General features: G+C 67.6%; 29 protein-coding genes and 1 pseudogene. 13 read left to right on the top strand and 17 right to left on the bottom strand.

Features of this window, described 5'->3' with window-relative positions; all coding sequences use genetic code 11:
* The 7 genes from pgl to BU124_RS11285 form a co-directional block, all read right to left on the bottom strand.
* Positions 1–675 (bottom strand): 6-phosphogluconolactonase, encoded by a 675-nt coding sequence (gene pgl / locus BU124_RS11315; RefSeq protein WP_084863695.1) that lies wholly within the window; start codon positions 673–675, stop codon positions 1–3.
* 4 nt (positions 676–679) lie between these two features.
* Positions 680–2,134 (bottom strand): glucose-6-phosphate dehydrogenase, encoded by a 1,455-nt coding sequence (gene zwf / locus BU124_RS11310; RefSeq protein WP_084863694.1) that lies wholly within the window; start codon positions 2,132–2,134, stop codon positions 680–682.
* Between the two features lie 208 nt (positions 2,135–2,342).
* The gene (gene bfr, locus BU124_RS11305) at positions 2,343–2,825 is read right to left on the bottom strand and encodes a bacterioferritin (protein WP_084863693.1); all 483 of its coding nucleotides are present in this window, start codon (positions 2,823–2,825) and stop codon (positions 2,343–2,345) included.
* Between the two features lie 55 nt (positions 2,826–2,880).
* Positions 2,881–3,147 carry a (2Fe-2S)-binding protein gene (locus BU124_RS11300; RefSeq protein ID WP_084863692.1) on the bottom strand — a complete coding sequence of 89 codons (267 nt, stop codon included), beginning with the start codon at positions 3,145–3,147 and terminating at the stop codon, positions 2,881–2,883.
* A 98-nt stretch (positions 3,148–3,245) separates the two neighbouring features.
* Complete coding sequence (locus BU124_RS11295; protein WP_084863691.1) at positions 3,246–3,830, bottom strand: HNH endonuclease; 585 nt, start codon at positions 3,828–3,830, stop codon at positions 3,246–3,248.
* A 191-nt stretch (positions 3,831–4,021) separates the two neighbouring features.
* Entirely contained in the window at positions 4,022–4,690 is a 669-nt protein-coding gene (locus BU124_RS11290) for an alpha/beta hydrolase (protein WP_084863690.1), read from the bottom strand.
* Positions 4,687–5,319 (bottom strand): DNA-3-methyladenine glycosylase family protein, encoded by a 633-nt coding sequence (locus BU124_RS11285; RefSeq protein WP_084863689.1) that lies wholly within the window; start codon positions 5,317–5,319, stop codon positions 4,687–4,689. The genes BU124_RS11290 and BU124_RS11285 overlap by 4 nt, the downstream gene beginning before the upstream one ends.
* Positions 5,320–5,388: 69 nt before the next feature.
* Between BU124_RS11285 and BU124_RS11280 the strand changes: the two genes are divergently transcribed.
* Complete coding sequence (locus tag BU124_RS11280) at positions 5,389–6,651, top strand: MFS transporter (protein ID WP_084863706.1); 1,263 nt, start codon at positions 5,389–5,391, stop codon at positions 6,649–6,651.
* Positions 6,652–6,656: 5 nt separating this feature from the next.
* Here BU124_RS11280 and BU124_RS11275 read toward each other — a convergent pair whose 3' ends face one another.
* The 5 genes from BU124_RS11275 to BU124_RS11255 all read right to left on the bottom strand — a co-directional run bounded on the left by BU124_RS11275 (position 6,657) and on the right by BU124_RS11255 (position 13,026).
* Positions 6,657–7,412, bottom strand: coding sequence for a squalene/phytoene synthase family protein (locus BU124_RS11275; RefSeq protein ID WP_084863688.1), 756 nt, complete (start codon positions 7,410–7,412; stop codon positions 6,657–6,659).
* A 55-nt stretch (positions 7,413–7,467) separates the two neighbouring features.
* Complete coding sequence (gene cimA, locus BU124_RS11270; RefSeq protein WP_084863687.1) at positions 7,468–9,090, bottom strand: citramalate synthase; 1,623 nt, start codon at positions 9,088–9,090, stop codon at positions 7,468–7,470.
* A gap of 184 nt (positions 9,091–9,274) precedes the next feature.
* Entirely contained in the window at positions 9,275–10,711 is a 1,437-nt protein-coding gene (gene cysS, locus BU124_RS11265; RefSeq protein ID WP_084863686.1) for a cysteine--tRNA ligase, read from the bottom strand.
* 288 nt (positions 10,712–10,999) lie between these two features.
* The gene (locus tag BU124_RS11260) at positions 11,000–11,602 is read right to left on the bottom strand and encodes an outer membrane protein (RefSeq protein ID WP_143529961.1); all 603 of its coding nucleotides are present in this window, start codon (positions 11,600–11,602) and stop codon (positions 11,000–11,002) included.
* Between the two features lie 332 nt (positions 11,603–11,934).
* The gene (locus BU124_RS11255; RefSeq protein ID WP_084863684.1) at positions 11,935–13,026 is read right to left on the bottom strand and encodes an anhydro-N-acetylmuramic acid kinase; all 1,092 of its coding nucleotides are present in this window, start codon (positions 13,024–13,026) and stop codon (positions 11,935–11,937) included.
* A 62-nt stretch (positions 13,027–13,088) separates the two neighbouring features.
* Between BU124_RS11255 and tyrS the strand changes: the two genes are divergently transcribed.
* The 7 genes from tyrS to eno all read left to right on the top strand — a co-directional run bounded on the left by tyrS (position 13,089) and on the right by eno (position 18,917).
* The gene (tyrS, locus tag BU124_RS11250) at positions 13,089–14,348 is read left to right on the top strand and encodes a tyrosine--tRNA ligase (RefSeq protein WP_084863683.1); all 1,260 of its coding nucleotides are present in this window, start codon (positions 13,089–13,091) and stop codon (positions 14,346–14,348) included.
* Positions 14,349–14,555: 207 nt separating this feature from the next.
* Positions 14,556–14,774, top strand: a complete 219-nt coding sequence (locus tag BU124_RS11245; protein WP_084863682.1) for a hypothetical protein — start codon at positions 14,556–14,558, stop codon at positions 14,772–14,774.
* A 57-nt stretch (positions 14,775–14,831) separates the two neighbouring features.
* Positions 14,832–15,344 carry a GNAT family N-acetyltransferase gene (locus BU124_RS11240; RefSeq protein WP_084863681.1) on the top strand — a complete coding sequence of 171 codons (513 nt, stop codon included), beginning with the start codon at positions 14,832–14,834 and terminating at the stop codon, positions 15,342–15,344.
* Between the two features lie 58 nt (positions 15,345–15,402).
* On the top strand, positions 15,403–15,825 hold the full coding sequence (locus tag BU124_RS11235) for a Fur family transcriptional regulator (protein WP_084863680.1): 423 nt from the start codon (positions 15,403–15,405) through the stop codon (positions 15,823–15,825).
* A complete protein-coding gene (locus tag BU124_RS11230; protein WP_084863679.1) occupies positions 15,822–16,703 on the top strand; it encodes a DMT family transporter in 882 nt (293 codons plus the stop codon). The genes BU124_RS11235 and BU124_RS11230 overlap by 4 nt, the downstream gene beginning before the upstream one ends.
* Positions 16,703–17,593 (top strand): DMT family transporter, encoded by an 891-nt coding sequence (locus tag BU124_RS11225; protein WP_084863678.1) that lies wholly within the window; start codon positions 16,703–16,705, stop codon positions 17,591–17,593. The genes BU124_RS11230 and BU124_RS11225 overlap by 1 nt, the downstream gene beginning before the upstream one ends.
* A gap of 49 nt (positions 17,594–17,642) precedes the next feature.
* Positions 17,643–18,917: a phosphopyruvate hydratase gene (gene eno / locus BU124_RS11220; protein WP_084863677.1), complete on the top strand. Its 1,275-nt coding sequence runs from the start codon at positions 17,643–17,645 to the stop codon at positions 18,915–18,917.
* A gap of 50 nt (positions 18,918–18,967) precedes the next feature.
* Here the strand turns inward: eno and BU124_RS11215 are convergent, their stop codons facing one another.
* The gene (locus BU124_RS11215) at positions 18,968–19,237 is read right to left on the bottom strand and encodes a glycine zipper 2TM domain-containing protein (RefSeq protein ID WP_084863676.1); all 270 of its coding nucleotides are present in this window, start codon (positions 19,235–19,237) and stop codon (positions 18,968–18,970) included.
* Positions 19,238–19,424: 187 nt separating this feature from the next.
* Here BU124_RS11215 and BU124_RS11210 point away from each other — a divergent pair, with 187 nt between their 5' ends.
* Together BU124_RS11210 and BU124_RS11205 are read left to right on the top strand one after the other, a co-directional pair.
* Positions 19,425–19,856: a cupin domain-containing protein gene (locus tag BU124_RS11210; protein ID WP_084863675.1), complete on the top strand. Its 432-nt coding sequence runs from the start codon at positions 19,425–19,427 to the stop codon at positions 19,854–19,856.
* Positions 19,857–20,078: 222 nt separating this feature from the next.
* On the top strand, positions 20,079–20,762 hold the full coding sequence (locus BU124_RS11205; protein ID WP_084863674.1) for a M48 family metallopeptidase: 684 nt from the start codon (positions 20,079–20,081) through the stop codon (positions 20,760–20,762).
* A 5-nt stretch (positions 20,763–20,767) separates the two neighbouring features.
* Here the strand turns inward: BU124_RS11205 and BU124_RS11200 are convergent, their stop codons facing one another.
* Positions 20,768–21,310, bottom strand: coding sequence for an RSP_2648 family PIN domain-containing protein (locus BU124_RS11200; RefSeq protein ID WP_084863673.1), 543 nt, complete (start codon positions 21,308–21,310; stop codon positions 20,768–20,770).
* 222 nt (positions 21,311–21,532) lie between these two features.
* Positions 21,533–22,156, bottom strand: coding sequence for a DUF6778 family protein (locus BU124_RS11195; protein WP_084863672.1), 624 nt, complete (start codon positions 22,154–22,156; stop codon positions 21,533–21,535).
* Positions 22,157–22,360: 204 nt separating this feature from the next.
* Between BU124_RS11195 and edd the strand changes: the two genes are divergently transcribed.
* The 3 genes from edd (at position 22,361) to BU124_RS14590 (ending at position 25,774) form a co-directional block, all read left to right on the top strand.
* A complete protein-coding gene (edd, locus tag BU124_RS11190; protein ID WP_084863671.1) occupies positions 22,361–24,163 on the top strand; it encodes a phosphogluconate dehydratase in 1,803 nt (600 codons plus the stop codon).
* 21 nt (positions 24,164–24,184) lie between these two features.
* Positions 24,185–24,832 carry a bifunctional 4-hydroxy-2-oxoglutarate aldolase/2-dehydro-3-deoxy-phosphogluconate aldolase gene (gene eda, locus BU124_RS11185; protein ID WP_084863670.1) on the top strand — a complete coding sequence of 216 codons (648 nt, stop codon included), beginning with the start codon at positions 24,185–24,187 and terminating at the stop codon, positions 24,830–24,832.
* A 270-nt stretch (positions 24,833–25,102) separates the two neighbouring features.
* Complete coding sequence (locus BU124_RS14590) at positions 25,103–25,774, top strand: hypothetical protein (RefSeq protein WP_143529960.1); 672 nt, start codon at positions 25,103–25,105, stop codon at positions 25,772–25,774.
* A 342-nt stretch (positions 25,775–26,116) separates the two neighbouring features.
* On the opposite strand, the gene BU124_RS11180 is transcribed toward BU124_RS14590, so the two are convergent.
* Both BU124_RS11180 and BU124_RS11175 read right to left on the bottom strand, forming a co-directional pair.
* Positions 26,117–26,377: a hypothetical protein gene (locus BU124_RS11180; RefSeq protein ID WP_084863669.1), complete on the bottom strand. Its 261-nt coding sequence runs from the start codon at positions 26,375–26,377 to the stop codon at positions 26,117–26,119.
* Positions 26,364–26,804, bottom strand: a pseudogene (locus tag BU124_RS11175) (glutamine-synthetase adenylyltransferase); the annotation flags it as partial. The pseudogene BU124_RS11175 and the gene BU124_RS11180, both read right to left, overlap by 14 nt.

Genomic DNA, 26,804 nt, shown 5'->3' with positions numbered 1-26,804 from the left:
TCAGCTTTCCGCCCAGTGCACCGTGGCCCCCGGCAGGACGGCCGCGATCGGGGCCTCCTCGGGGGGAAGGTTGCGGGCCTTTTCCAGGGCTTCGCGTTTCTCGTGGCCGGTGATGACCACGTGGCAATTCATGGCATCCTTGAGCACCCGCGCCGAGAGCGTGACGCGCGCCTCGGGCACGCCGGGCGCGCGCATGGCGTACAGTACCGCGTCACCGCTCAGCGCCGCCTCCAGTTGATCGGCCCCGGGAAAGAGCGAGGCCGTGTGCATGTCCGCCCCCATGCCCAGCAGGCAGACCGAGAGTGGCAGGCAACCGGCCACGCCCTGCGCCAGATCCTCCAGCCTGTCTTCGGGGGCGGCGGCCTCGGCATAGAGCGGCACGTGGCGGGCCGCGGCGGCCTTGTCGATCAGGAGCCGCTCGCGCAACAGCCGCGTGTTCGACCGCGCGTCCGTCTCGGGCACCCAGCGTTCGTCGGTCAGCATGACGTTGACCCGCGCCCAGTCGATCCGCCCGGCCGCGCAGAGCGAATCGAACACCGGCCCGGGTGTGGTGCCGCCGGGTACGGCGAGCGAGGCCGTGTCGTTCTGAAACAGCACGTTCTCAAGCTCGCCCGCGATCCGGTTGGCGAGGTTCATCATCATCATCTCGGAGTCGGGGTATTCAATGAGCTCCATGAGATTACTCCTTGATATCACGCCATTTCCGGCCGTCACGATGCAGCAGCATCAGGGCATCCTCGGGCCCCGAAGACCCTTGGTCATATAGCTTGGGAACATCGCCGCGCGCCACCCAGCCCGCGATGATCGGGTCGGTCCAGGCCCAGGCGGCCTCGACCTCGTCGCCGCGCATGAACAGCGTCTGGTTGCCCCGGATCACGTCCATGATGAGCCGCTCGTAGGCATCCGGCACGCCCTCGGCATCGGGGCCCAGCGCCTCGGCAAAGGTCATGTCCAGCGGCACGTCAACGAGACGCATGCCGCCCGGCCCCGGTTCCTTGATCGTCACTTGCAGCTTGATGCCCTCGTTGGGCTGCAACTGGATCGACAGGATGTTACGGTGGCGCGCCTCGTCGCCCGGAAAGATCGAGTGACCAAGGTCCTTGAAGACCACGGCGATCTCGGAGCTGCGCGCCTTGAGCTTCTTGCCGGTGCGCAGGTAGAAGGGCACGCCCGCCCAGCGCCAGTTGTTGATATGCGCCTTGAGCGCGACGAAGCTCTCGGTATGGCTACGCGGGTCCTCGGCATCGTCGCGATAGCCGGGGCTGGCCCCGGCGGCGTCATACTGGCCGCGCACGATGTGATGGTGATCTACGGGCTGTAGCGCGCGGATCACCTTGAGCTTCTCGTCGCGCACCGCGTCGGCGTCGAACATGCTGGGCGGTTCCATCGCGATCAGGCACAAAAGCTGCATCAGGTGGTTCTGCACCATGTCCCGCATCGCACCGGACTTGTCGTAATAGGCGCCGCGCCCCTCGACGCCCACGGTCTCGGCCACGGTGATCTGGATGTGATCGACGTAGTGATTGTTCCAGAGCGGCTCGAACAGGACATTGCCGAAGCGCACCGCCATGAGGTTCTGGACGGTTTCCTTGCCCAGGTAATGGTCGATCCGGTAGATCTGATCCTCGTTGAAATGCCGCGCCAGTGTGGCGTTGAGCGCGCGGGCCGATCCGAGGTCGCGGCCGAAGGGCTTTTCGACCACCACGCGGCTGTCGGCATCGGCGATCCCGTGGGTCAGCAGCCGCTCGGCAAGGTCACCGAACAGGCCCGGCCCGACCGAGAAATAGAAGGCCTTGATGACACCATCGCGCAACGTGTCGTGCAGCGCCTGCCAGCCGTCCTCGCCTCGGGCGTCCACGGGCACATAGTGCAACCGGGCCAGAAAACGCTCAACCGCCGTGTCGTCGTGCGCCTCGGGGCCGCCGAATTCGGCAATCGCCGCGCGGATCATCTGGCGATAGCCATCGGTATCGGTCTCTGACCGGGCCGCGGCCACGATTCGCGCGCCGTCGGGCACCTGCCCCGACATGCAGCGCCGGTAGAGCCCCGGCAGGATCTTGCGCCGGGCCAGGTCACCCGTACCGCCGAAAATCACGAGGTCGAAATCGTCGACCGGGATGACGCGCGAAACCATGGGCTCTCCTTCTTGGTCTGCGGCGGGGTGGGGTTAGCGCTAACGCTATCGTCCTATCCCCGGGCCGCCGGGAAGTCCAGCGCGGGCCTTACGGGGCGAGCCTGAGTCCGCTGCGGAAAAAACACAACCCCGTATCCCTGCCACGAACGCAAATCGGCTGCCGGGCGCGCGCCGCGGCAGCCGATGGGACGGTAAGAACCGTGGGGTGTTACGCCTCGTCCATCTTGACGGCGTTGACCTGCATATAGCCGGCCTCGCCCAGACGGTCGTAAAGCTCGATCTGGGTTTCGAGGAAGTCGATATGGCCTTCCTCGTCGGCCAGCAGCTCCTCGAAGAGCTTCATGGTCACGTAATCACCGGCGGCGTGGCAGTGTTCGCGCGCCTCCTTGTAAAGCGCGCGCGCCTCCTGCTCGGCGGCCAGGTCGCAATCGAGGGTCTCGCGCGGGGTCTGGCCGATGCGCAGCGGGTCGAGCTTTTGCAGGTTGGGGTGCCCGCCGAGAAAGATGATGCGGTCCACCAGCTTGTCGGCGTGGTGCATCTCCTCGATGCTTTCTTCGCGACTCTTGGCGGCCATGTGCGAGACGCCCCAGTCCTCCTGCAGGCGGTAGTGCAGCCAGTACTGGTTGATCGCTGTCAGCTCGCTCCGCAGGGCGCGGTTGAGATATTCGATGACTTTTTCGTCGCCCTTCATGGCGTGATCCTTTCCTTTCGATCCGCCCACAACTTAGTGAGTTGTCCCAAAGTTTCTAGCCGTCCACCGCGATTTCCCGGGGCGTGCCGTCGTCGTCTTCGCCCCTGCGCAGCCCGGTCAGTTCGACCGGCACCTCGAGGGCGGGGTTGCGGCGCATGGTGTCGAGAAACAGCGGCATGCAGCCACCGCAGTCGGCGGCCTTGCCCAAGGCGCGGTAGACCTTGCCCGGCGTGATCAGCGTCTCCGAATCCGAGCGGCGCATCCAGTCGATGGCAGCGTGGATATCCGTTTCGGTGATGTTCTGACACTGGCAGACGATCATGGCCGCCCCTTTCCCGACTCTTACGCTCAAGATATCGCCACGCCCGCGTGACGCAAGAGAAAACCTCGGACAGGCGACCTGCGGCCGCAGCGGCGGGGTCAGGCCTCCAACTCGCTGTCCCAGTAAAGGAAGTCGAGCCAGGTCTCGTGAAGGTGACCGGGCGGGAAGCGGCGGCCCATGTTGCGCAGTTCCTCGGCACCGGGGCGGCGGGGCGGCTTGCGCAGGGACAGCCCCGAGCGGCGCAGTGACTTGCTGCCCTTCTTGAGGTTGCAGCGCGAACAGGCGGCGACGACGTTTTCCCAGCTGGTCACGCCGCCCGCCGCGCGCGGCACCACGTGATCGAAGGTCAGATCCCCGCGCGAGCCGCAGTACTGGCAGCAGAATTCATCCCTCAGAAAAAGATTGAAGCGCGTGAAGGCCACGCGCTTCTGGGGTTTGACGTAATCCTTTAGGACGACGACCGAGGGTATCCGTATCCGCATCGAGGGACTGCGGGCGACCTCGTCGTATTCGGCGATGATGTCCACCCGGTCGAGAAAGGCCGCCTTGACCGCGTCCTGCCACGGCCAGAGCGACAGCGGGTAATATGACAGCGGCCGGTAATCGGCATTGAGCACCAGCGCCGGGTGCTGTTTCAGCGCCGCCGGTTCCCTGACAAATTCCGTCCTGAAATCGCCGTCCATGGGGGACTCCATCCTCGCCCTGCCTGCCTTGTTGTGTGGCACCAGAGCGGGAGCCCCGCCCCTGCCTGACCCTAACTATATATGGCGATTCCGACTAGGCAAGTCCCATATGTGGTCAAGGCCGCACGCCGGTTAGCTACGCCGATTCCGTAACGGTAGGGTGACAGGCCGGCAGGACCAGCTCACCGTGCTCAGGTGTAGCCCAGCCGATCGCGCATGAAGGCCAGCGCCACCGACAGCCCGTCGTTGGCGATGCCGTGGCCGGTGCCCTTCTGGATGTGGGCATAGACGTCTTGCCAACCGGCGGCCTCCAGCGCCTCGGCGGCGTCGGGCATGGACTGCGCCGGCACCACCTCGTCCTGATCGCCGTGCACCAGCAGGACCGGCGGGCGCACCACGACCTCGTCGGCCAGCAGCTCGGGTTCCAGAAGCCGCCCGGAAAAGGCGCAGAGACCCGCGATGGCATCCTCGCGCCGGGGGATCACGTGCAGCGCCAGCATGGTGCCTTGCGAAAAGCCGAAGACCAGCACCTGTTCGGGCATCAGGTCCTCGTCCACCATCAGCCCGTCGAGAAAGGCATCGAGATCGGCGGAGGCCCGGGCCATGCCCGCCCGCGCCTCTTCCTCGGACGACCCGTCGATCCAGGGGATCGGGAACCATTGCAGCCCTACGGGCGCGGCCGAACAGGTCTCGGGCGCGTCGGGGGCGAAAAATGCCGTGTCGGGCAGGTGTTCGCCCAGCGGCTCGGCCAGGCCCAGAAGATCCTGCCCGTTGGCCCCGTAGCCATGCAGGAAGACCACCGCCGAGCGCATCTCGCCCGAAACAGGTGCCACCCGCCCTGCCTGCAATACCCGTGTCATGCGATGCCCTCTCTGTCCTTGTGGACCCGGTAGTAGGCCCAGAGCAGCCGCGCCGCAACCGCCCGCCAGGGCGACCAGGCCTCGGCCATGCCCCGCAGTTGTCCATCTGTGGGCCGCTCGGGCAGGTCGTATAGCGCGCGCGCCGACTCCTGCAGCGCGAGATCGCCCGCGGCAAAGACATCCCTTCGGCCGAGGCTGAAGGTGGCGTAGATCTCGGCCGTCCAGCGGCCGATACCGGGCACGGCGACCAGCGTGGCGATCACCTGCTCGTCGGGCATGGCGCGCAGGCCGTCATAGTCGATCCCCGCTCCGGCCAGCGCCCGGGCGTAGCGCTGCTTGGGCCGCGACAGGCCAACGGCGCGCAATTCGTCGTCCGCTGCCGCCAGGACGGCCTCGGGCGTCGTCAGCCCCGCCGCTTCGACGCGGCCCCAGATGGCCTGCGCGCTGGCCACGCTGACCTGCTGGCTGACGATGGCCGCGAAAAGCTGCGCGAACCCGTCCGGCTTGCGCCGCAGCGGCAGCGGCCCGGTCTGGCGATAGGCCGCGGCCATGCGCGGGCAGCGGGCCGAAAGCGCGGTGATCCCCGCCTCGAGGTCGGCCGGCCCGTCGATGATCGGTGCTTCATTCATGACGTTTTTCTCATGCGTGCGACCATTCCGGCGCTGGACCTCGGCGGGCGGGGCGGCTACTCCGACGCAATGACCGATATCGCCGCCCCCAGTTCCGACGCGCCAGCCCCCAACGTGGATGACCGGGCCGCCCGGCGCAACGTGATCGTGCTGATCCTGGCCCAGGCCGTGCTGGGTGCGCAGATGCCGATGATCTTCGCCGTGGGCGGGCTGGCCGGGCAGATGCTGGCGCCCAATCCCTGCCTTGCGACGCTGCCGATCTCGCTGATCGTCTTCGGGTCCATGACCACGGCGCCCTGGATCTCGCCGCTGATGCAGGCGCGCGGGCGGCGTCTCGGCTTCCTGGTCGGGGCCTGCGCCGGGGCCGCGGGGGCGCTTGTCGCGGCCTGGGGTCTCTGGATCGGGCAATTCTGGCTGATGCTCGTGGGCTCCTATCTGACGGGCATCTACATGTCCGCGCAGGGCTTCTACCGCTTTGCCGCCAGCGACCGCGCCTCGGATACCTTCCGGCCCAAGGCGATTTCCTACGTCATGGCCGGGGGTCTGCTGGCGGCGATCATCGGGCCGCAGTTCAACAAGCTGGTGATGGACGCTAGCGTCGTGCCCTTTGTGGGCAGCTACCTGGCGGTGGCCGCGCTGAACCTGGCCGGCATGGGGCTGTTCTTCGGGCTGGACCTGTCCAAGGGCACCCGCGCCACCGGCCCCGAGAAACTGACAGGCCCGCCCCCGCGCAGCCGCCGCGCGCTGCTGACGGACCCGCATATCCTGGTAGCGATCGTCGTGGGCATGGTCGCCTATGCGCTGATGAACCTGGTGATGACCTCGACACCGCTGGCAGTGGTCGGCTGCGGCTATTCCGAGGCGCGCGCCAACGACGTCGTCTCGGCCCATGTGCTGGCCATGTATGTGCCCAGCTTCTTTACCGGGCACCTGATCGCGCGCTTCGGGGTGCGGCCAATCATGGCGCTGGGGCTGCTGATCCTCGCCGTTGCCGGGGGAGTCGCCCTGATCGGCGTGCAGCTGGAACATTTCTTCGTCGCGCTGATCCTGCTGGGCGTGGGCTGGAACTTCGGCTTCATCGGCGCCACGACGCTGCTGGCCGCCTCGCACGGACCGCAGGATCGCGGCATGGTGCAGGGCCTCAACGACACCATCGTCTTCGGCTGCGTGACACTGGCCTCGCTGGCCTCGGGCGGGCTGATGAACTGTTCGGGCGGTACGGCCGAGGCCGGCTGGACGGCCGTCAACCTGGCCATGGCGCCCTTCCTGGCCCTGGCAGGCGGGGCGCTGATCTGGCTGTGGCTGCGGCCCGAGGACGCGCGGACGGCCTGAGCGCGTCAGGCCCAGCGCATCAGGCGCAGTTTCTTGCGAAAGGGGCTAAGGGCGACGCGACCCTGGGCCACGCGGGTCGGGTCGGCAGCGATCTGGCGCAGAAGCACCGGCGCCTGCCAGGCCTCCAGCAGACCCGCGCGGGCCTGCCGGGGCACCTGGCGGCGCAGTCTGCGCCAGTCCGGCATGGCCCGAAGGGCGGCGCTGGCCAGCTCGCGGATCGCCGGCGCCCGGCCATCGACCAGCGGAATGCGCCCGCGCGCCTCAAGCTCGGGCACCGCCTGCAGAAACCGCACCAGTCCCGCGCCATAGCCCGTCGCACGCACCTCCGCCGCGATCCCGGCGCCGCCGCCCAGCAGCCGCACGGCCTGCCACGTCAGCTCGGCCGCCGTGGCATCCAGGTGTTCCGCGAAATGCGCGGAATCCTCGAAGGGCTCGCGGTAGATGTCCCAGCGCCGGGCGGCGACCGTCCGATCCAGCGCCCGCGCCGCCTGCGCGTCCAGCACCTCGGCCAGTTGCTGGGTGACCTCGTGGCTGCGCACCGGGCTGTCGGCGGCGATTTCCTCCAGCGCGTCGCGCCACCATTGCAGACGCATCTCGGCGATCATGGGCTCCTCGGTCACCCAGGGCGCGCGGCTGACCTCGATGTTGAAGGCGTAGAGCGGGAACAGCACCGCGCGCGCCGCGGGCGGGGCGGCCATGGTGGCGAGAAAGCGGTCGGGATCGCCGCGCTCGACGATTTCGGCGCAGGCCTGCAAACTCATGCGGCCCCCAAAATTCCAGAATTTTGGGGGCGCGACCGAATTTCTGGAAATTCGGTCATGCCACGGCCTCGTCGCGCAGCAGTTTCCAGACGATCCCCTCGTGCAGCGCGTCGAAGGCGGCATCGACGATATTGGCGCTCACGCCCACCGTGGCCCAGCGGTGCCCCGCGCCATCCTGGTAGTCGATGATCACGCGAGTCACCGCCTCGGTCCCGCCGTTGGTGATGCGCACCTTGAAGTCCACCAGTTTCATGTCGTCGATCATCGCCTGGTAAGGGCCGAGATCGGACTTGAGCGCCTGCCAGAGCGCGTTGACCGGCCCCTCGTCGGACATGTCCTGCGCGTGCTCGTTCTTGAAATAGCTGGTCCGCGCGGTGCCGCGGATGCTGACCGTCACCACGGCCTCGGATTCCACCACGATCTCGCCACGGGCATTGCGGCGGCGTTCGGAAATCACCCGGTAGCGTTCCACGTCGAAAAAGGCCGGCAGCGTGCCCAGTTCGTCGCGCGCCAGCAGTTCGAAACTGGCCTGCGCGGTGTCATAGGCAAAGCCGGCCGATTCCTGCCGCTTGATCCGCTCGAGGATGCGGGCCAGCGCCGGGTCGCCCTTGTCCACCTCGATGCCCGCCCCGGTCAGGCGTTCGCGCAGGTTGGACTGCCCGGCCTGGTTGGACATCGGCACGATGCGCGTGTTGCCCACCAGCGCGGGGTCGATGTGTTCATAGGTCGTGGGGTCCTTGGCGATGGCGCTGGCGTGCAGGCCTGCCTTGTGCGCGAAGGCCGATGTGCCGACATAGGCGGCCTGTTTCATCGGCACGCGGTTGAGGATGTCGTCGAGCAGCCGCGCGGCGCGGGTCAACCCGGTTAGGGCCTGCGCGGTCACGCCCGTCTCGTAGCGGCTGGCGTAGGGCTCCTTCAGCAGCAGCGTCGGGATCAGCGTCGTCAGGTTGGCATTGCCGCAGCGTTCGCCCAGCCCGTTGAGCGTGCCCTGCACCTGACGCGCGCCGGCGTCCACCGCCGCCAGCGTGTTGGCCACCGCGTTCTCGGTGTCGTTGTGGGTGTGGATGCCGACATGGTCGCCCGGCACGCCGGCCGCGATCACCGCTGCCGTGGCCGCGGCCACCTCGTGGGGCAGCGCGCCGCCGTTGGTATCGCAAAGCACCACCCAGCGCGCACCCGCCGCGTAGGCGGCGACGCAGGCCTCCAGCGCATAGGCCGGGTTGGCCTTCCAGCCGTCGAAGAAATGCTCCGCGTCGAACAGCGCCTCGCGCCCCTGCGCGGCGATATGGGCGATGCTGTCGTGGATATTGGCGCGGTTTTCGTCCAGCGTGATCCCCAGCGCCTTTTCCACGTGGAAATCATGCGTCTTGCCGACGATGCAGACGGCCGGTGTGTTCGCGTTCAGTACGGCGGCGAGCACGTCGTCGTTTTCGGCCGACCGCCCCGCGCGCTTGGTCATGCCGAAGGCCGCGAGCGTTGCACCGGTCCGCGGGGCGGCGGCGAAGAAGTCGTTGTCGGTGGGATTGGCGCCGGGCCAGCCGCCCTCAATGTAGTCGAGGCCCAGCTCGTCGAGCACCTCGGCGATGGCCTGCTTGTCGGCGGTGGAGAACTGCACGCCCTGCGTCTGCTGGCCGTCGCGCAGGGTGGTGTCGTAGAGGTAGAGGCGGTCCCGTGTCATGGCGCATCGCTCCCGCGGGGCACCGGGCCGGCACCGCCGGCCAGCGCCCGACCCGCCCCCCCACGGGGCGGGCGCTTCGGTGACGTCTTGCCGACCGGCACCGGGGCGCGCGGAAGTGATGAAAGTCTTTGCGGCAAGGCGCCCCGTGCGGGCCGGGCGCCGGCCTGGGTTTTGGTAACAGGCGTCATTCTAGGCCCTCCAGCTTGGCGGGGTCGAAATTGGGGCCAGGAACAAGCTTTACCCCATCTTTTGTCACCCGGACCTCAACTCCGGCATCCAGCAGATCGGCCTTCTTTTTATCAAAATCAAAAAAATCTCTTTCTTGGAGGGAAATCACCCTGACAACATTCAGTTTTGACTCTAGGATCTTAAGCTTTTCCGAGTGTATAATCGGCAACAGAGTCAGCATACCTGTGCGCCTCTCGAGGAGCCCGAGCAGGTGAGCAGACGCAAGAAACACACCTTTAGCCTCTTCCAGGCTGTCAAACTCTTCCATGTGGTCGATTAGCTTTGAGTCAAACAATAAGACACGCTTGTAGAGACCTCGAAGGGAAAAAAGCGCGTTGTAGGTGTGCAGATCATCCGAGAGCGCCTTGACCACCTCGGGATAGGGGGAAAGCGGCTCCACACCATCCACTAACTGATACCACTCTTGCAGCTCTTTCAGCGCGGCATTTGCCTTGGACTTTGTCCAGTCCATCGGCTTTCGGTAGTGCGTGGACAGCATGACAAACCGGATCACCTCGCCCGGCACGCCCTGGTCCAGCAGGTCGCGCACGGTGAAGAAATTGCCCAAGGACTTGGACATCTTCCGGCCCTCGACCTGCAGCATCTCGTTGTGCATCCAGACGCGGGCCATTTCCTCGGTCCCGTTGGCACAGCAGCTTTGGGCGATCTCGTTCTCGTGGTGGGGAAACATCAGGTCGTTGCCGCCGCCGTGGATGTCGAAGACCTCGCCCAGCAGGGCCTTGGCCATGGCCGAACACTCGATGTGCCAGCCTGGCCGCCCCAGCCCCCAGGGGCTGTCCCAGCCCGGCTCACCCGCCTGCGAGGGTTTCCAGAGCACGAAGTCCATCGGGTTGCGCTTGTAGGGGGCCACCTCGACCCGCGCGCCGGCGATCATGTCATCGACACTGCGCCCCGACAGCCGGCCATAGGCCTCTTTCCAGCTGTCGACGGAAAACAGGACGTGCCCCTCGGCCGCGTAGGCGTGGCCCCTGGCGACCAGGTCCTCGATCATCGCCACCATCTGCGCGATATAGGCCGTGGCGCGGGGCATCCGGTTGGGCTCCAGCACGCCGATCTCGGCCATGTCGTCGAGATACCACTGGCTCGTCTCGGCGGTGATGTCGGAGATGTCACGCCCGGTCTCGGCCGCCCGCGCGTTGATCTTGTCGTCCACATCCGTGAAATTGCGCACGTAGGTGACGTGATCGGCCCCGTATTCGTGCCGCAGCAGCCGGTAGAGCACGTCGAAGACGATCGCGGGCCGCGCGTTGCCCAGGTGCGCGCGGTCATAGACCGTCGGCCCGCAGACGTACATGCGCACGTTCTGCGGATCGAGCGGGACGAAGGGCGCCTTCGCCTTCGTCCGGGTGTTGTAGAGTTCGATTGTCACGATGCGGCCTCAAGGCGGTTTGCGCCCGCGGGCTTAGCGACTTTCTGGATCAAGGGAAACGTGAAAGAGCGGCCCGCGCGACTGGTGTCAGCAGGGAATAATGCAGCAAAGGGTGCAGATGCTCTTCATGGCATAGTGATAGACCGTCGCCACGGGCGGTGGCAACCCCGGACGGCGCCGCCCCGGCAGATTCGCGGGCCGCGGCCCGGCTGTAGCAGCCGGGAACGAAAGAAAAAGCGGCCCGCGCAGGGGCCGCTTTGACTGATCAGGTTCACGTCTGCCCACGGGCGATCAGAATTCGAAGGACACCCGGGCAGACACGGTCGTGACATCAAAGTCGTCGCCGCTGCTCGCGAAATCATCGAACTGGTGGTCCAGCACCTCTGCGCCGACCCGCATGTCGTTACCCAGGCGGTAATCGACACCCACGCCGTAAAACGACCCGGTGTCGCTGTCGTAACCCAAACCGCTCGTCGTCAACCGCGCCGCGCCTGCGGTCAGGTAAGGCAGCCAGTTGCCGGCGTCGTACCCCGCGCGCAATTTGGCCCGCAGAACGCTGTCGATCTTAAAAGGAACACCGTCAGCAGAAGCTTCAATGTCAAAGCCCGAAAGCTCCAGCTCGCCGCCGAGCACTGCGCTGCCGAAATCACGGTCATACCCGGCATGAACCCCGTAGGTCAGCCCGTCGAGTTGGTCAGCGAAATAGACCGTGGACTCCGTCGCATCGGCGTAGCCCAGCGACCCGCCGGCGTAAAAGCCGGTCCAGGCCGGTGCCGGGTCGACAGGATCAATCACGACCGGGTCAGGCTCGGGAACAGGCTCGCTCATGCCACCGGCCAAAGCGGAGCTTGCGGTGAGGCTGGCGGCAAGGGCCAGCACAATTTGCTGTTTCATTCTATTCTCCATCTCTTTAAAGTTTCAGCGATGGGCACGCTAAGATCGTCACTTGATCGACCAGCGACAATAGGCACGTTGCCCCCGGAATTCGCCGTATTAAACCCGCAAGGTCCACGCAACAGCCGGACGGTCAGCCTGTCGCGGCTGTTGCATCGCCGCCGCGCGTGATCACGGACCCGCTACCTTTCCCGCGCAACCTGTCGCGCAATCAAAGAACCGCACAGGTCCCTGACATGCCCCTGATCACCTGTCGCGGTGTCGCCAGCCCTGTATGCAAGATACGCCTCGCGACTCGTCAATGAGGTGATATCGACCCGGGCCGTGAGCTGTCACGGTTGACTGATCGTTCCTCCGCCCACCGGCGCGGCCACCCCGGTCGTGCCCGGGCACGAGGTCGGCAGCCCGCGCGCCACCCGCACCGCCAGGAAGGCGAAGGCCTGCGCCTCGAGCATGTCGCCGTCCAGCCCCACCGACTCGACCGGCGCGACGGGACAGTCACAGCCCGCCGCGATCATGGCCATCAGCGTGCGGTTGTGCCGCCCCCCGCCCGCGACGAGCACCCGCGCTGGCAGCATCGGGCACTGATCCAGCCCCCGCGCCACGGCGGCCGCGGCACAAGCCGTCAGGGTGGCCGCGGCGTCGGCATCGGCCAGCCCGGAGACGGCCTCTTCGAGCTTGGAAAATTCGTTTCGGTCTAGGGATTTCGGCGGCGGTCTTGAGAAAAAGGATGAAGCCAGGAAATCGCCGACTATCCCGGCGTCCGCCGTGCCCCGCGCGGCCAGCGCGCCGCCCTCGTCCCGGTCCAGCCCGTGCCGGGCCTGCATCAGGTCATTGATCGGGGCGTTGGCCGGCCCGGTATCGAAGGCCAGCAGCGCGCCTAGCGCCTCGGGCGCCGGCTGGCGCGGGTCGATCCAGGTCAGGTTGCCCACGCCGCCGAGGTTCAGGACCGCCAGCGGCGCCTCGGCCCCCAGCCAGCGGGCCAGCGCGAAATGGTAGAAGGGCGCCAGCGGCGCCCCCTCGCCGCCCATGCGCACGTCCGCCGACCGGAAATCCCAGACCACCGGCAGGCCCAGCACCGCGGCCAATACCGCCCCGTCGCCCAGTTGGTGCGTGCCGCGCCCGCGCGGATCATGCGCGAGGGTCTGGCCGTGAAACCCCGCCAGCGTCACCCCGTCCAGCCCGGACAGCGCTTGGGCATGAACCGTCTCGACGATCTCGGCGGCCCGGGCGAGATCGGCGCCCGGCCACTTGCCCAGCGCGGCGCGCAGCACCGCCCGCTGGGCGGTGTCGTAGGGGTGGAACCGCGTCTCGCCGATCCCCAGCAGCCGATCACCGTCACTTTCGATCACGGCCACGTCTACACCGTCGAGCGAGGTGCCGGACATGGCCCCGGCGACCAGAACCGCATCCCCAGTCAACATCCGCTTTTCCTCTGCCTGACTGCCCTCTATAGAGTGCGCCGACGCCATCACGGGGACAAGACATGACCTACCATCCCAAGTCCGAATTCATGGCCACGATCATGGAGCGCGGCTTTCTGGCCGATTGCACGGATTACCAGGGCCTGGACGAGGCGCTGAGCAAGGGGATGGTGACGGCCTATATCGGCTATGACGCAACCGCGCAGTCGCTGCACGTGGGGCACTTGCTCAACGTCATGCTGCTGCGCTGGTTCCAGAAGACCGGGCACCGCCCCGTCACGCTGATGGGCGGCGGCACCACCAAGGTCGGCGACCCGAGTTTCCGCGCCGAGGAACGCCCGCTGCTGACCCCCGACCAGATCGGCGCCAACATCGCCGGGATGCAGGCGGTGTTCGCGCGCTATCTCGACTACGGCACGGAAACGGCAGGCGGCAATGCCGCGCTGATGCTAGACAACGCCGAATGGCTGGACGGGCTGAACTACCTCGATTTCCTGCGCGACATCGGGCGGCATTTCTCGGTCAACCGGATGCTGTCCTTCGAGTCGGTCAAGTCACGACTGGACCGCGAACAGAGCCTGTCGTTTCTCGAATTCAACTACATGATCCTGCAGGCCTACGACTTCCTGGAACTGCACCGCCGCTACGATTGCCTGTTGCAGATGGGCGGGTCCGACCAGTGGGGCAACATCGTCAATGGCATCGACCTGACCCGCCGGGTGCTGGAGTCCGAGATCTACGGCCTGACAACGCCGCTCCTGACAACGTCGGACGGGCGCAAGATGGGCAAGTCGGCGGGCGGCGCGATCTGGCTGAATTCCGAGATGCTGAGCCCCTACGAGTTCTGGCAGTTCTGGCGCAACACGACTGATGCGGATACGGGCCGGTTCCTGAAGCTCTATACCGAGGTGCCGCTGAACGAATGCGCGCGGCTGGGCGCCCTCGGCGGGTCCGAGATCAACGAAGCCAAGATCGTGCTGGCCAACGAAGTGACGACGCTGTTGCACGGCGCGTCGGCGGCGCGCGCCGCCGAGGCCACCGCGCGCGAGGTCTTCGAGAAGGGCGGCGCGGGTGGTGACTTGCCCACCCTGACGCTGTCCGCCGACGAGATCGGCGCGGGGATTTCCGTGGTGCAGCTCATCGTGCGGTCCGGCCTTGCCGCCAGCGGCAAGGAAGCCAAGCGCCTGATCGCCGACAACGGCGCGCGGCTGGACGATGCACCACTGACCGACGCCGGCCGGATGATCACCGCGGGCGACCTTGCCACGCCGATCAAGCTGTCCGCGGGCCGGAAACGCCACGCCATGGTGGCGCTGGGCTGACCGCGGGGCGGCGGCGCGTCGACGCGCCGCCGCCTAGCAGATCAGCCAGCCGGCCAGGGCGATCAGCGCCCCGCCCGCCAGGGCGCACCCGGCCGCGACCAGCGCCGCGCACAGCGGTGTCGGGCGTGGTGCCCTGATGATGCGTCCGTGGACCCTGCGCATGGTCCCATTAACCCGGCCTTAGGTTTCGATCGGCCTAACGGCGCCATGGATACGGCGCTGCAACAATCCGAAGCCTTCGCGCGCGGCCTTGTGGCCTGCGGCCAGGCGCCCCGCCGCTGCGCCGCGGGCCTGCTGCTGCGCCGCCGCCTGCCCCTGGCCGGGTGGCAGGCCCTGCTGTCACGAGCCGAAGTGACTGACGTGGAGGGCCTGCGGGCGGCCCGACGCCTGGGCCTGCGGATCGTCAATGCGGAGCGGCCCGCTTAGGCCCCGCTGCGCGCGGCGGGCTTCCGCCAAATCCTGACCCCGGCGCATATCGCCGAGATGCCTTTGCAGGGCGACCTGCGCGCGGTGCTGCAGCCGAAATGGCGCAACCGCCTGCGCCGGGCCGAACGCACGGGGCTGACCCTGCGCCACAGGGCCTGGACCGGCACTCCGCACTGGCTGATCACGCGCGAGGCGCTGCAGCGGCGGCAGCGGCGCTATGCCGCCCTGCCCGCCCCGCTCGTCGCCGCCATTGCCCGCGAGACGCCGGGCTGCGCCCGCATCACAGAGGCCTGGTGCGGCGCAACGCCGGTGGCGGCCATGCTGTTTCTGCGGCACGGCGCGCGGGCCACCTACCAGGCCGGCTGGACCTCGGCGCGGGGGCGCGCGCTTAACGCCCATTGCCGGACATTGTTCGACGGCGCGCGCTGGCTGGCCGAGCACGGCCACAACACGTTGGACCTCGGCGCGCTCGACACCGAGCGTCAGCCAGGGCTGGCCCGCTTCAAGCTGGGCACCGGGGCGCGGGCGCGCGCCCTGGGCGGCACCTGGCTGGCCCTGCCCGGGCTGTGAGCCGAGCGCGGGAATCGGGGCTGGCGACGCCCGGCGCGATCTTCTAAGGATCGGGACCATGTCCAAGACGATCCTGGAGCGATGCGCGGCCCGCGGCCTGCGCCTGACCGACCAGCGCCGCACCATCGCGGGCGTGCTGGACGCGGCCGAGGATCACCCGGATGTCGAGGACCTGCACGCCCGCGCCATGCAGGCCGATCCGCGTATCTCGCTGGCCACGGTTTACCGCACGGTCAAGCTTTTCGAGGAGGAGGGCATCCTCGACCGGCTGGATTTCGGCGACGGGCGCGCCCGCTACGAGGCGGCCGACCAGGGCCACCACGACCACCTGATCGACCTTGAGACCGGCGCGGTGATCGAGTTCGTCGACGACGAGATCGAGGCGCTGCAGGAGCGCATCGCCCGGCGCCTGGGCTACCGGCTCAAGGGCCACCGGCTGGAGCTTTACGGCGTGCCGCTCAAGCGGGGCGGGGCCAAGTGAACAACCTCGTCGGTGCCCTCTGGATGATCATGGCCATGGCGTGTTTCGCCTTGGTCGATACCTGCATCAAGCTGGCCACCGCCAGCGTGCCGCGCGCGCAGGTGGTGGTGGTCATGGGGGCCGTGGGGCTGCTGGCCTTCGCGCTGGCCGCGCGGGCGCGGGGGCTGCGGCCCATGCCGCCCGCGATCTTCCGCGGGCCGTCGCTGCTGCGCGCCGCCGGCGAGGCCGGGGCGACCACCTGTTTCGTCTTTTCCCTGTCCGAGGTGGACCTGTCGCTCTTCACCACCATCGTGCAGGCCAACCCGCTGATCGTCGTGCTGGGCGCGGCGCTGTTTCTGGGCGAGCCCGTGGGCTGGCGCCGCTGGGCGGCCATCGTTCTGGGCATGGTCGGCGTGCTGATTGTGCTGCGCCCCACCGGCGCGGAGTTCAACGCCTTCGCGCTGCTGGTGTTCCTCGGCGTGCTGTCGCAGTCGATCCGCGACCTGGCCACCCGGCGCGTCGCGCCCGGCATCCACACGCTGCAACTCTCCTGCGGGTCCTTCCTTGCGCTGATCGCCGCCGGCTTCGTCATCGGCATCGTCCAGGACACGCCGCCGATACGGCCCGAGGGCCTGGCCTGGCTCTACCTCTTCGGGGCCGCGGGGCTCTTCATGCCGGCGATCTACGCCATGGTGGCGGCGATGCGCGTCGGCGAGATCGGCTTCGTCGCGCCCTTCCGCTACAGCCGCATCCTCTTCGGGCTGGGCCTCGGCGTGGTGATCTTCGGCGAGACGCTGGACGCCTACACCCTGACCGGCGCGGCGCTTATCGTGGGCACCGGGCTCTATTCCTTCTGGCGCGAGACCCGCTCGCGCCCCGCACAAGGCGCGCCGGGCTGATGGAGAACCTGCGCGGCGCCGCCTTCATGACCCTGTCGATGCTGGGCTTCGCCGTCGAGGACGCCCTGGTCAAGACCGTGTCCGCGCGCCTGCCTGCAGGGCAGATCATCGCCCTGCTGGGCCTGGCCGGCGCGGTGCTGTTCTGGACCTGGCTGGCGCTGCGGGGCCAGCGGCTCTTCGTGCGGGCACAGCTTGCCCCGAAGGTGCTGATGCGCACCGGCTGCGAGGCCCTGGGCACCGCCTTTTTCGTCACCTCGCTGACGCTGATCCCGCTGACGCTGGCCTCGGCGGTGATCCAGGCGACGCCGCTGGTGGTCGCCCTCGGCGCGGCGCTGTTTCTTGGCCAGCCCGTGGGCTGGCGGCGCTGGAGCGCGATCGGCGTCGGCTTTGCCGGGGTGCTGCTGATCCTGCGGCCCGGCAGCGCCGATTTCGACCCGCTGGTCCTGCTGACGGTGGCCGGGATGCTGGGGCTGGCCGGGCGCGACCTACTGACCCGGGCCATGAACTCTGACATCACCGGCCCGCACCTGTCGATCATGGCCTTCCTGTCGCTGGTGCCCACGGGGCTGCTGCTGACGACCGTGCAGGGTCAGCCGCTCCTGCTGCCCACCCCGACCGAGGCCGGGTTGCTGGGGGTCTGCGTGCTCATCGGGATGGCCGCCTACCTGGCCATCGTGGCCGCCACGCGGGCGGGCGATGCCGGCGTCATCTCGTCGTTTCGCTATTCGCGGATGGTCTTTGCCCTGGTCATCGGCTGGCTGGTCTTCCGCGAAACCCCCGATGCGCGCACGCTGATCGGGGTCAGCGTGGTCATCGCCGCGGGGCTTTTCACCCTGATCCGCGAGCATCGCCTGCACCGGGCTTCCCTCAGGGCCGGCAAGCCGTTATAGCACCGGCGAGCCATTTACCGTTTGCGCTAACAAGGCCGAAGGACAGCCCATGAGCACCATCATCGACATCCACGCCCGCGAAATCCTCGACAGCCGGGGCAACCCCACGGTCGAGGTCGACGTGACCCTCGAGGACGGCACCATGGGCCGCGCCGCCGTGCCCTCGGGCGCCTCCACCGGCGCCTACGAGGCCGTCGAGCGGCGCGACAACGACAAGTCCCGCTACCTCGGCAAGGGCGTGCTGGAGGCGGTCGAGGCCGTCAACGACGAGATCGTCGAGACGCTCATGGGGTTCGACGCAACCGAACAGGTCGCCATCGACCACGCCATGATCGAACTGGACGGCACCGACAACAAGGGCCGGCTGGGGGCCAATGCCATCCTCGGCGTCTCGCTCGCGGTGGCCAAGGCGGCCGCCGACGCCTCGATGCAGCCGCTGTTCCGCTACGTCGGCGGCACCTCGGCCCGGGTCCTGCCGGTGCCCATGATGAACATCATCAACGGCGGCGAACATGCCGACAACCCGATCGACATCCAGGAATTCATGATCATGCCGGTCAATGCGGACAGCATCCGCGACGCTGTGCGCATGGGGTCCGAGGTGTTCCATACCCTCAAGAAGGAACTGGTGGCCGCGGGCATGTCCACCGGGCTTGGCGACGAGGGCGGCTTTGCCCCGGAACTCGGCAGCACCCGCGCCGCACTGGATTTCATCCTCAAGTCCATCGAGAAGGCCGGCTACACCCCGGGCGAGGACATTTACCTGGCGCTGGATTGCGCGGCCACCGAGTACTTCAAGGACGGCGAGTATGTCCTTGCCGGCGAGGGACAAACCCTGACACCGCAGGAAAACGTCGCCTACCTGCAGGCGCTGGTGGCCGACTATCCCATCATCTCGATCGAGGACGGCATGTCCGAGGACGACTGGGAGGGCTGGGCCGCCCTGACGCAGGCGATCGGTGACAGGGTGCAGCTCGTGGGCGACGACCTTTTCGTGACCAACCCCGAGCGGCTCGCCACCGGCATCGAGAAAGGCGCCGCCAATTCGCTGCTGGTCAAGGTCAACCAGATCGGCAGCCTGACCGAGACGCTGCAGGCGGTCGAGATGGCCCACCGCGCGGGCATGACCAACGTGATGTCGCACCGCTCGGGCGAGACCGAGGACGCGACCATCGCCGACCTCGCCGTGGCGACCAACTGCGGCCAGATCAAGACCGGATCGCTGGCCCGGTCGGACCGGCTGGCGAAATACAACCAGTTGATCCGCATCGAGGAAGCCCTGGGCGCGGCCGCCACCTACGCGGGCCGGTCGATCCTGAAGTGACTCAGGCGCATCGGTGCCCCTTGGCGGGGCACCGCGGGCGGTCTGCCGTCCTACGGACAGGGTGCCTTGTAGTACGTGCCGTCACCGCGCGCGTAGGCGCAGGTCTGGCCGTTCTGGTTCTGGGCAACCACGGTGCCCGCGGCCGCCCCGCCGAGGGCGGCAATCATGCGCCAGTCATCATCGGCCTGCAGCACATCAGCCGCCACAAGCCCGGCCGCGGCCCCTCCCGTGAGGCCGACAACCGTGCGTTGCTGGTCGGTCATGTTTTGGCAGGCCGTCAGCACGGACAGCCCGAACAGGGCGAGGATCAATGATTTCATGTCAGTCTCCTTGCAGGTGGCACGCCGAAATCCGGCGCATCGCCCTGACCGTTTCAGCGGACCCGCGGATGCGGCGACAGGTAGCGGTCCAGCGCTCCATCAGCAGCAGAATTTCGCTGGTACTGGCTGTGGTTTCGGCGATTTTATGCCACCTTCCGGCGGAACAGCACCAAATCGGAGCCATCGAATGACAGCAGACGAGATCATCGCCCGCCTCGACCTCGCCCCGCACCCCGAAGGTGGACACTACCGCGAAACCTGGGTCGCCGCGGATCGCGTCGCGGGCCAGCCCGACCGGCCCACGGGCACCTGCATTCACTTCCTGTTGCAGGCTGGCGAGCGCAGCCACTGGCACCGGGTGGACGCGACCGAGATCTGGCACTTCCACGCCGGGGCGCCCCTTGTCCTCTCCATGGCCCAAAGCGATGCAGGCCCGCGGGCCGACCATCCCCTCGGCCCCGACCTGGCCGGGGGTGAGGCGCCACAACTGATCGTGCCGCCGCACTGGTGGCAGGCCGCGCACAGCACCGGCGCCTGGACGCTGGTCAGCTGTACCGTCAGCCCGGGCTTCCGGTTCGAGGGCTTCGAGCTGGCCCCGCCCGAGTTCGACATCGCCTAGTGGTCCGGCCGCCGGGGCCGGGCCACAGCAAAGCCCCCGAAAATGGTCCGGATCCGGCGGTGCAGACTGTCGCCGGCCCTGTGACCGGGTCTGTCACCGTTCCCGGCGTGGCACGGCGGCGCGGTCCGCATCCGGTCTCGGTCTGCAGGCGATCTGCCAAATCGGGCGCGCCGCGCGCCCTGCGCGCTTGCCGCCCCTGCCCCGCGCGCCTATCTCAAGCGCATGCTGCGCTTCGCCCCGATCCTGCTCGCCCTGCTCTACGGGGTACTGCTTTACCGGTTTTCCGTCTGGCGGACCACGCGCGAACTGGACGCGCGCTCGACCGAACTGGTGGACCCGCGCCTGAAGGGGCTGACCGATGACCTCGCCCGCGTCGTCGATGTGCCGCGCATCAAGGTGCACATCTACGAGGTCGAGGCCGTCAACGGGCTGGCCGCGCCGGACGGGCGCATCTTCATCACCCGCGGATTTTACAACAAGTACCGCGCGGGCGAGGTCACGGCGGGCGAAATGGCCAGCGTCATCGCGCATGAACTGGGGCACGTCGCCCTGGGGCACGCGCGGCGGCGGATGATCGACTTTTCCGGCCAGAACGCGCTGCGCACGGCGCTGGCCATGATCCTGTCGCGCTTTCTGCCCGGGATAGGGCCGATCATCGCGAATTCGGCCATGTCGCTCCTGATGGCGCGGCTGAGCCGGTCCGACGAATACGAGGCCGACAGCTATGCCTCGGCCCTGCTGATAAAGGCAGGGATAGGGACAGACCCGCAGAAATCGCTGTTCGAGAAGCTGGACGGCATGACCGGCGCCGGCGGGGCCAACATGCCGGCCTGGCTGATGAGCCATCCCAAGACCCCGCAGCGCATCGCGGCGATCGAGGCCAACGAAGCAAAGTGGCGCGGCTGACACCGCTAGCCGGCCAGCGCCTTGCCCAGCCGTGGCAGGCGCGCCTTGCGCAGCAGCGCGCGCATCTGCCAGTCCTCGCCCGACAGCCGCCGCGCTTCGGCCAGAACGTCGCCCCCGACCTGCGCGACCAGCGCCGGCTGCGCCTGCCAGACCCCCAAAAGGAAACTGTCCGGGTCAACCCGCGACAGGCCCTCTTCGGCTAGCACGTTGCGCGGAAAATCCCTGGCGTTCAGCGTCATGATCGCGTCGGCCGAGGCGACGACGGCGGCCGCCAGCACGTGGATGTCCGCCGGATCGGGCAACCAGAAGCGCCGCTCGGCCCCCTGCGGCACCGGCACCACCGCCTCGGGGAAACGCGAGCTCGCCGCGGCGATCTCGCCGCGGGCGAGGGTCTCGCCCCCGGGGCCGATCTTGCGTGCGGCGCGGGCCCATTCCTCGGCGATGCGCGCGGACCACAGCGGCGTGAAGGCGCCCGCCTCGGCCACGCCCAGCACCATCTGGCGCATCACCGTGGGATAGAGGACGCAGGCGTCGATAAGGACCTTCACGGCGCGATTCCCGGCGCCGTGAGATAGCGGATTGCGGGCGGTTGCGACAGCTGCGGGTGATGCGGCCCGGCAACGCCGGTGCTGATCAGGTCATCGTCATTACCCGGGGGGACACCGCGCCGGAGCGCCCGGGGTCTGGCCTTGGCAAGATGCCGGACACGCTGCAAGGAGGGCTGCACCATGGCGGCCCTCCTACCGAGTTCTCAGCAGCGCGGAAAGGGGTCAGCTGGCTGGCGTGGTGCCTGCCCCCGGCCCGCCGGTCAGCTTTTCGCGAAAGAGCGCCGACAGATGCGCCAGGATGCGCGCCTTCTGTGTCTCGCCGCGCTGTTCGGCCATGACCGCCGCCTGGCCGCCCAGGGCGGGCAGATCGGCATCGACGCGGCGGGTGGGTTCGAGGACCGCGCCGGTTTCGGCGTCACGGATTGTCAGGTCAAATTTGATCGAATGGGTCCCGCCAAAAGTATAGCGCGTGCGCTCGGTCAGCGAATGGAACCGCGCCAGCTCGATATCCGCGACAACGGGCGTTTCGCCCTCCAGACCGTCGGCGCCGCGGGTGATGGCCGTCTCGAAGATTTCACCAATCTGGGCCTTGCGGTCCCCCAGCGGGTCGCCGCGCCAGACGATGTCGGCCAGCGGGTAGAAGGAATTGGCCTCCGACACGGTCAGATCGGCCGGCGCCGCAAAGCGCACGGCCTCCAGCCGGTAGTCGCGCGGCTGGGCCTGCGGCGCCGCCGCCCCGAGCGTGGGGGCCTGCATCGGGGCGTTGCGGGTGGGACCCTCGAAGCTGGAACAGGCGGAGACCACCATGCCGAGCCCCAGGGCGATTGCGAGTTTGATCCGTTTCATATCTGCTCCTTCCGGGCTGCCTCGTGCCGGACTAGGTGATGGTTTCTTGGTTAGCTCTTGACGGGGAATTGTGTCGGCAATTGGAAACGGGCCGGACAATTCACGGGCATCTTTGCACCCCTCCGGCGCGGGTGATGCTTGTTAGCGCTAACTCGCTGTGCTATTTCTGTTATGCCACGATGGCGATTGATCGAGAGGTCCCACATGCGCGTTCACGAGTCCCTGCAGGCGGTCACCGACCGGATCATCGCGCGCAGCGAACCAACCCGCCGCGACTACCTCGATCGCATGGCGGCCGCGGCCGCCGAAGGCCCGCGCCGGGCGCATCTGTCCTGCGGCAACCAGGCCCATGCTTATGCCGCCATGGGCGATGACAAGACGTCCCTCACCGATGAGCGCCGCGCCAACCTGGGCATCGTCACCGCCTACAACGACATGCTCTCGGCTCACCAGCCGTTCGAGCATTTCCCCGACAAGATCCGCGCCGCCGCACGGGCGGCGGGGGGCACCGCGCAGGTCGCCGGCGGCGTGCCGGCAATGTGCGACGGCGTGACCCAGGGCCAAACGGGGATGGAACTGTCGCTGTTCTCGCGCGACGTGATCGCGCTGGCCGCGGCGGTGGGGCTGTCGCACAACACCTTCGACGGGGCGCTCTACCTCGGGGTCTGCGACAAGATCGTGCCGGGGCTCGTCATGGCCGCGGCCACCTTCGGCTACATCCCGGGGGTCTTCGTGCCCGCGGGCCCGATGACCAGCGGCCTGCCCAACGACGAGAAATCGAAGGTGCGCCAGAAGTTCGCCACCGGCGAAGTGGGCCGCGACGAGCTGATGAAGGCCGAGATGGAAAGCTATCACGGCCCGGGCACCTGCACCTTCTACGGCACCGCCAACACCAACCAGATGCTGATGGAGGTCATGGGCCTGCACCTGCCCGGCGCCAGCTTCGTCAACCCCGGCACGCCCATGCGCGACGCGCTGACAGCGGCGGCCACCGAACGCGCCATGCAGATCACCGCGCTGGGCAACGACTTCCGCCCCGTAAGCGAGATCCTCGACGAAAAGGCCTTCGTCAACGGCATGGTCGGGCTGATGGCCACGGGCGGGTCCACCAACCTGGTGCTGCACCTGCCGGCCATGGCGCGCGCCGCCGGCATCGTGCTGGACCTGCAGGATTTCGCGGATATCTCGGCGCTGACACCGCTGATGGCCAAGGTCTATCCCAACGGGCTGGCGGACGTGAACCATTTCCACGCCGCGGGCGGGCTGCAATACATGATCGGCCAGTTGCTAGACGCCGGCCTGCTGCACGAAGACGTCAAGACCGTGGCCGGCGACGGGCTGGCCCGCTACACGCGCGAACCCAAGCTTGACGGTGACGCCATTTCCTACGCGGACGGCCCCACTGAGACCGGCAACGACCGCATCCTGCGCCCCTGTTCCGACCCATTCCAGCCCACCGGCGGGCTGGTCCAGCTGGAGGGCGATCTGGGCCGCGCGGTCATCAAGGTTTCGGCGGTGGCCGAGGACCGCCAGGTGATCGAGGCCCCGGTGCGCGTCTTTCACGACCAGGCCCAGGTCAAGGCGGCCTTCAAGGCCGGCGAGATCACCGAGGACACCATCATCGTGGTCCGCTTCCAGGGGCCGCGGTCCAACGGCATGCCGGAACTGCACGGGCTGACCCCGGTGCTGTCGATCCTGCAGGATCGCGGGCTGCGCGTGGCGCTGGTGACCGATGGGCGCATGTCCGGGGCCTCGGGCAAGGTGCCCGCGGCCATCCACGTCGCCCCCGAGGCCGCGCGCGGCGGGTCGATCGCGCTGCTGCGCGACGGCGACAGGCTGCGGCTGGATGCCACCAATGGGCGGCTCGACTGCCTGACCAGCCTGGAGGGCCGCAGCCCGGCCGAGGCCGACCTGACCGGCAACGGCAACGGTGTCGGGCGCGAGCTGTTCGAAACCTTCCGCCAAACCTGCGGCCTGGCGACCGAGGGCGCCTCGGTCATCCTCTGACCCACTTGTGAAGGACACGCCATGACGCCCGACCACGCCTCAGAGCTTACCGCCAAGGTCTGCGAGCTGGCCCCCGTGGTGCCGGTGCTGGTGCTCGACGACGCCGGCCCGGCCGCCGACTTGGCCGCCGCGCTGATCGCGGGCGGGTTGCCCGCGCTGGAGGTGACGCTGCGCACGCCCGCCGCGCTAGACGTGATCCGCGAGATGGCGGGTGTCGAGGGCGGCGTCGTCGGCGCGGGCACCCTGCTGACCCCGGACGACGTGGAGGCCGCCAAGGCGGCCGGGGCGACCTTCGGCGTCTCCCCCGGCGCCACCGACCGCCTGCTGGAAGCCTGCGAGGCCAACGACCTGCCGCTGCTTCCCGGCACCGCCACGGCGTCCGAGGCGATGCGCCTGCTCGAACGCGGCTACAGCGTGCAGAAGTTCTTTCCCGCCGAGGCCAATGGCGGGGCGAAGGCGCTCAAGGCCATCGGCGCGCCGATCCCCCAGGTGCGGTTCTGCCCCACCGGCGGCGTCAGCCTGTCCAATGCAGCCGATTACCTGTCGCTTGCCAACACGCTCTGCGTCGGCGGCAGCTGGGTTGCCCCCGGCGAGTTGGTCAAGGCTCGCGACTGGGCCGGGATCACGGCGCTGGCCACTGAGGCCGCGGCGCTGCCGCGCGGCAGCTAGAGGTCGGTGAGGGTTCCAGCGTCGGCATTGCGCCGAGAGCAGAGTTTTCAGAAGCGCTGGTCGCGAACCACTCGGCCCGATGGTTGCACCATCCTCGCCGCCACTATGCGCGTTACCGCGATCCACAGACAAACTTAACGAAACAGGCGCGACAGGTCTGTCCGACTGGCTGAAGAACGCCGGTAAGGGCAAAGTATAACACCGTCGCTTGGCCTGAAACACCTACAACCGGACGTCTGCGGCAGTCCACGTGAGGTCCGGAGAGAGGAAATGCTTGACCGTACGGCCTCGATCGGCGAACTTTTCGTGGTGCCGCAGGCCACTTGGGGAACGCCGGCGTGTACGGGTGCTTGTCCGCTGTCAGTGTGCGCAGCAGGGCAGGGCGGCGGGTGTAAGGCGCTTTCAGTGCTTCTGCGCGGGTTGACAGCGCGGCAATGCTCTGTGCGGTTTTTCGAAGCAACAGAGGAGCGCGAGCGGATGAAATCAATGAAAATTATTGCACTTAGCGCTGCAGCGCTAGCATTAACTGCGGTAAACGCCGTTGCTCAGACTTGGATTTGCGACAGCAAGGCAGTTGTAGGTTTCGATAGAGAGCGCGGGTATGACGTTACTACTTATTCAGCAAATCGCAGCTACAGAATTGAAGCTGATATAGCCATATCGGATCTTTCAACCGGAGTGCTACGAAATTACGAAATATTTGAAAGAAAAAGCGACAACTTTATGCCAGCCAGCATACAGCGCTTAGGCGATGATTTTGTTGGGCTTTGTGTAAAAGTGTCTTTGCCGTCCAGCGAGTGGATAAATTGTGACGGCTTTTTGCCATTTGGTACCAGGTTTAACTTTCGGTTAGAAACTGGGCTTTTTTCGATGCTTGCTGGCGGTTACGAATCTGGTGGTAAAAGTTGGGTTGAGGTTGGTGAATGCCGGCGCATTAATTGAGCTAACTTGGTTGACGCGTTGCTTAAAATGTTGCGTTATGAAGGCCGGGCGATGATGTAGGACCAGCCTTTAATTAGCTTAATTCCGCATTTCCCAAGTCGTCCGCTGATTTCGCTGTCATGAGCTTGTTATTTCGTATGTAAATTATGGTATTAATAGCTGTGAGGGGCGTGTTTCATGGATCACCCAGAGGGTGCGGGCTTGCAGCGGGCAGATCGGGTGGATTTCGATTCTGATGTTTCGGGTGAGATTTATCCGGTCCGTTGTATCACCAAGGCGATCTCGCGCCGGGGTCGGTTCAAGGCCTTGGACGGACAAATGCCTCATCGCCCCTGCCCCGGCTCAATTCAACCGCGCCTTGCGGCCGCCGCGGCGCCGGGCGCGGTCGGGGCTGGCCAGCCCTTCGCGCAACACGTCGGTCATCGGGTGGCCCTCTTGGCCGTGGCGCGCCAGCAGCACGGGGATCGCCGCGCCCGCCTCGACGTCGCGCAGGCTCAGCGCCCAGTCGAGGAAGATGGTCCGGCATTCCTCGGCGCTGATCCCCTCGATGCGGTAGGCCTCATAGATCAGGCCCTTGGGGTCGTTCTCGTCAACCGGCCTCATGGCGCTCTCCCAGTATCTCGGTGATGGTGGCGGCGGCGGCCCCGGCCACGTCGTCCAGCCGATCGGCCAGCGCCCCGACGCTGTCCGCCCCGGTTTCGCGCAGGATCATGGCGCGGCCGCCCGCGCCCAGATCGCCGGGGTCCGTCGCGCCGCCGCCCAGCAGCTTGCCGCTGGCCTGCAGCGCCCAGAACAGGCTGGCGGAGCTTTCCAGGCCGGCGGCGCCGTCCGCCGCGATCACGCCCGCCGACACGGCGTCGGCCAACTGGTCCGCCGTCGCGTGGGCGGTGCTGCCGGCCAGCAGCGCCAGCGTCTGGGCGGCCAGTTCCACGTCCTGCAACCGGCCCGGGCCGATCTTGGCGTCCCACGGCCCCTCGGGCGGCTTGGCCGCGGCGATGCGCGCGCGCATGTGCGCCACCGCGCCGCGCAC

Source organism: Salibaculum halophilum, from assembly GCF_002094885.1.
GTDB lineage: Bacteria > Pseudomonadota > Alphaproteobacteria > Rhodobacterales > Rhodobacteraceae > Salibaculum > Salibaculum halophilum.
The sequence above is the reverse complement of the archived record's forward strand: the minus strand, read 5'-3'. Positions and strand labels throughout refer to the sequence as shown.